Source organism: Streptomyces sp. NPDC050388 (genome assembly GCF_040655635.1).
Taxonomy (GTDB): Bacteria; Actinomycetota; Actinomycetes; order Streptomycetales; family Streptomycetaceae; genus Streptomyces.
In genome coordinates, this window is sequence record NZ_JBFAKH010000199.1 from 1 (window position 1) to 4,756 (window position 4,756).

1 protein-coding gene and 4 pseudogenes are annotated in these 4,756 nt (G+C 71.9%); 3 read left to right on the forward strand and 2 right to left on the reverse strand.

Annotated elements, in window-relative coordinates; translation table 11 throughout:
- Both AB0I73_RS40425 and AB0I73_RS40430 read left to right on the forward strand, forming a co-directional pair.
- A pseudogene (locus AB0I73_RS40425) lies at nucleotides 1-568 on the forward strand (IS5 family transposase); the annotation flags it as partial.
- 18 nt (nucleotides 569-586) lie between these two features.
- A pseudogene (locus tag AB0I73_RS40430) lies at nucleotides 587-1,477 on the forward strand (CocE/NonD family hydrolase C-terminal non-catalytic domain-containing protein); the annotation flags it as partial.
- A 213-nt stretch (nucleotides 1,478-1,690) separates the two neighbouring features.
- Here the strand turns inward: AB0I73_RS40430 and AB0I73_RS40435 are convergent.
- Nucleotides 1,691-2,329, reverse strand: a pseudogene (locus tag AB0I73_RS40435) (IS6 family transposase); the annotation flags it as partial.
- A 280-nt stretch (nucleotides 2,330-2,609) separates the two neighbouring features.
- On the opposite strand from AB0I73_RS40435, the gene AB0I73_RS40440 reads away from it, so the two are divergent.
- Nucleotides 2,610-4,136, forward strand: a complete 1,527-nt coding sequence (locus AB0I73_RS40440) for a protein kinase (RefSeq protein WP_363045377.1) — start codon at nucleotides 2,610-2,612, stop codon at nucleotides 4,134-4,136.
- Between the two features lie 377 nt (nucleotides 4,137-4,513).
- Here the strand turns inward: AB0I73_RS40440 and AB0I73_RS40445 are convergent.
- Nucleotides 4,514-4,756 (reverse strand): annotated as a pseudogene (locus AB0I73_RS40445) (hypothetical protein); the annotation flags it as partial.

The window sequence follows — 4,756 nt, forward strand, 5'->3', positions numbered from 1 at the left end:
CCCATCAGCATGCGGCCGGCGCCCGCAAGGCCAAGCCGCGGATCCCGAAAAAAGGACGACGCCCCGGCACCACCGCCCCGATGAGGGACTCGGCCGGTCCCGGGGCGGCCTGACCTGCAAGATCCACCTTGCCGGCGAGGGCGGCTGCCGCCCCATGGCCCTGCTGGTCACGCCGGGCCAGTGGGGCGACGCCCCGCAGATGATCGAGGTCCTGGACCGGATCCGGGTTCCCCGGCCGCTGGGCGGACGGCCCCGGACCCGGCCGGACCACGTCAGCGGCGACAAGGCCTACAGCTCCCGCCGAAACCGCCGCTATCTGCGAAGACGCGCTATCAGGCACACCATTCCGGAGCCCAGGGATCAGCGGGCCCACCGCCGCCGCAGAGGCAGCGCGGGCGGCAGGCCCGCCGGGTTCGATCGCGTCCGCTACCGGCGCCGCAACGAGGTCGAGCGGACCATCAACCGGCTCAAGAACTCCCGTGCGGTCGCCACCCGTTACGACAAACGGGCCTACGTCTTCCACGGCACCGTCACCGCGGCAGCGATCCGTTTATGGCTCAGACCATGAGCCGCCGGACAGGGCCTAGCGGGCAAGTGGGCGTCGTACAACGCGCCTCCGGACCTCCCGTACGACCAGCGTGAGGAGGACGGCGGCTCGCTGGTGTTCGACACCGAACCGCTCACCGAACCGGTGGAGATCCTGGGCCCTGTCACCGTCGAACTGGATCTGTCCGTCAGCGAGCCGGTCGCGACGGTCGCCGCGAGGCTGTCCGACGTGGCGCCGGACGGCAGCGCCACCCGTGTCTCGTACGGTGTCCTGAACCTCACCCGGCTCGACGGCAGGGATGCCCCCGAGGCGCTGGAGCCCGCCCGCCGCTACCGAGCCACTGTCGACCTCAATGCGGTGGCGCAGTCCTTTCCGCGTGGGCACCGCCTCCGGCTGTCGCTCTCCACGTCGTACTGGCCCCTGGCCTGGCCGCCGCCTCGGCCGGTGCTGCTGAGCGTGTACGAGGGAGCCAGCACGCTCACGCTGCCGGTCCGTCCCGCGACCGCGCCCGACGGGCTGCCACGGAACGCGTTCGGCGAGCCGGAGAGCACCCCGCCGCTGGGCGCCACTCAGCTGACGGACCCGGAGGAGCGTTGGCTGGTCACGCGTGACCTCGTCGGATACAACGCCGAGCTGGAGATCGTCAAGGACCGGGGTCTGGTCCGCCTCGAGGACATCGGCCTGGAGGTCGGCCGCCGGGCCTGCGAACGCTACGCCTCCGTTGCCGAGGACTTCACGTCCGCCACCGGTGAGTCCACCTGGACCATGCGCTTCCGGCGCGACGACTGGGATGTGCGGGTGGAGACGCACACCCGGCTCACGTGCGACGAGACGCAGTTCTTCGTGGACGCCACCCTCGACGGATACGAGGGCGGGCGCCGCGTGTTCTCCCGCACGTGGAACGAGACCGTTCCACGCGACCTCCTCTGACCTGCGGGCCGAGTGGGAGCGAGCAGGCGCCGTCGGTGGTCGGGGCAGTGAGGTGGCGCCGCCGGTGGCGCACGCGTCGTCCGCCTTCCAGCAGCGGGTCACGGCAATGCGGTCCGCGGGCGTTGTCACGTTGGTGGGGCGTTGATCGATTGAGGGCGCGTCAGGGCGAGGGGCCGGGCGGGGCCCGGGTCCCACCGCGGTGGGCGGGGCGGCGGTGATCTGGTCCCGGATCGCGAAGCGGACGGTCATCTCGGCGCGGTATCCGGAGGCTGTCATCAGGCGGCGGTGGGGCCGGAAGTGGGATGAGATGCCGCTGAACGCGGACAGGAAGCGTCGTGCCGCGCCGACGGAGCGGAAGCCTTTCGTCGTCCGTTCCCGCTGCCGGGTGGGCTGGTGGCTGTTCTCGGCCCGGTCGTTCAGGCCCTGGTGGGAGCGGTGCTCCACCGACGGCATGACCTCACGGTGGGCGGCGCCGTAGCAGCGCAGCTTGTCGGTGACGAGCACCCGCGGCACCGCACGCGTCTTCTTCAGCAGGCGGAAGAAGCGCCCGGCGGCGGTGGTGTCCCGCCGGTTCTGCACGAGGGCGTCCAGCACGTTGCCGTGCCGGTCCACCGCCCGCCACAGGTGGTACCGCACCCCGCTGATCTTCACGAACACCTCGTCGAGATGCCACCTGTCCCCGGGTCGGCGGCGACGCAGGTCGTCGTCGTAGGCCTGCCCGAGCTTCAGGCACCACCGCCGGACGCTCTCGTAGGACACGAGCACGCCACGGGCAAGCAGCAGCTCCTCGACCTCGTGGAAGCCGAGCAGGAAGCAAAAGTACCGCAGCACGCAGCGGGGGATGATCTCCATCGGGTACCGGTGCCCCCGGTACTACAGCGGCACGGACGCCACCAGCGACCCCCGACACGGCACGATCAACCCGAAGACCGTCCCACACCGTCAGCCGACGTGACAGTGCCCGGCGGGCACCGGTTTCGCCCCGCGACGTGCCGTCGCGGTGCCATGCCGGAGGTATTCCGGCTCTCCGTGGGTACCCGCGTCCGGCGGCGCGCCGACCACGGCTCGCCAGCAGCATGCGCACCTCAACGCAGCAGGAGAGGGAATGAGGCTTCGTGAGTCGGCTCGGGCCATGGCTTCCCGGTGTTCCGCCGAGGTACTGAGCGGCCGGTACCGTCTGGACGATCTCCTTGGTTCGGGCGGCGCCGCGGATGTCCACCGAGGTTTCGATCTGCGATTGCAACGACCGGTGGCGGTCAAGGTCTTTCGGCCCGATACCGGCATCGACGTCGAGGAGAACCTGCACAGCGAAGCGGTGATCCTGGCCCGGCTGCACCACCCCGGACTGGTCACCGCCTACGATGCCGGACAGCACCACGGACGTGTCTTCCTGGTCATGCAACTGATCGAAGGCGACACACTGAAAAACCGCATCGCCCAGGGCCCGCTGCCACCCCGAGCGACTGCCGCACTCGGCGTCGGCCTGGCCCACGCGCTGGCGCACGCACACGAAGCGGGAATCGTCCACCGAGACGTCAAACCGTCCAACATCCTCCTGGACGCTTCCCACCGCCCCCACCTGACCGACTTCGGCATCTCCCGACTGCTGGACGCCACCACCCGCACCGCCACCGGCACGCTCATCGGCACCGCCGCCTACCTCTCCCCCGAGCAGGTCCTCGGCCAGTCCGTCGGCCGGCCCGCCGACGTGTACGCCCTCGGCCTGGTGCTCCTCGAATGCCTCACGGGCAGGCTCGAGTGCGACGGCGGCCCCCTCGAAGCCGCGATCGCACGACTGCACCGCCAGCCCGTCCTGCCCCACGGCCTGCCGGAACAACTGGCCGTCCTGCTGCGGGACATGACAGCCCTGGACGAGCAGAACCGCCCGACGGCCCGCAACTGCGCCCGCACCCTGGCGGCGCTGGCCGAGACAGCACGTCTTGAAGCCGGTCCGTCGGCGCACGCCACGAGCCTCATCACCGGCCCCGGGCCATCGCAGACGACCGACCGCACGCACATCAACCCGCTGCCCGCCAGGGAGCAGGCTGCTTCCCGCACCACGCCCGCGCGCGGGCACACCCTCGTGGCCGGCGCGACCGTGGCACTCGCCGCTGTCCTGGCAACCGCCTTCGTCGTCACCGACGACTCCGCCCCACCAGCCGATGCCCGAAGCGCGCCCAGGGCCACCAGTGCCCCCACCGGAAAGCCGGATCCCCCGGGCGGCGCGGGGCAGAAGGAGGCGGCCAGGACGTCTGCGGCGGCACCCTCCTCCGACCCCAGCACCGCTGCCCGCACACCCCCCGACTCGGCTCCTCCGGGCGGCGCGGGGCAGAAGGAGGCGGCCAGGACGTCTGCGGCGGCGCCCTCCTCCGACCCCAGCACCGCTGCCGGCACACCCCCCGACCACGCACCGGGACAAAGCTCCGGCCCCACTTCTCCCGACCCGAACCACGGCTCCGCCGACGAGGCAGCCACACCCAGCTCTGCAGCCACGACGGCACAAACCACACCGAGCGGCACGGACACACCCGTGACGGCGACGCCGGGTGACGCGGCGACCGAGACCCCGCACCGACCGCCCGGCCAAGCAGAGAAGACAGAAAAGGCCGAGAGTGAGGCGCAGCAGGGGGAAACCGAGAGGACGGCCACGGAACGCTGACGGTGCGAGCGGAACGCCGATCGTCAACGAGGAGTCGAGACGGCAAGAGCGCGCCGCGAGCGCCGCTGATGAATGCCCCCGGCGAAAGTCTCATCGGCGGCATCCGGCGCGCGGCCCTCGATCACGTCCTCATCAGGGGCGAGGCTCACGCCCGACAGGTCCGGACCCCTACCGGCGGCACCACACCGCGCACCGGCCCCCTCGGGCCCGCCGTCGGCCGCCACCCGGCCCGGCCCGACAGCCCACCACCGTGCACGCCCCCGATACACGCGGGCTCCTGCGCCCCCGCGTCCTCGACGGCGTCATCAACGAGTACCGCTCCACGGCCTGAGCAGCAGCGACGGCCTCCCGAATCCCACAGGGTCTGCGGGCTTCGCTCAGCGCGTGCCGGTCGTCGCAGTGCTGTAGACGTACAGGGCGACGACGCCGATCACACAGGCGAGGATCGTCCAGGAGGCGAGGCTCATCCGTTTCCCCTTCCGCCCGGGCCGTTGCGGCTTCCCGGCCTGCTGGGTCCGGCCGGGAGCCGCCGGGGCGGGCGGTGCGGCGTCGGCGGCGGTCTCGGCGAGCAGGCGGCGGCAGGCCGTGGCGAGCTCGCCGGTGCCGGCACCGAGCGGTAC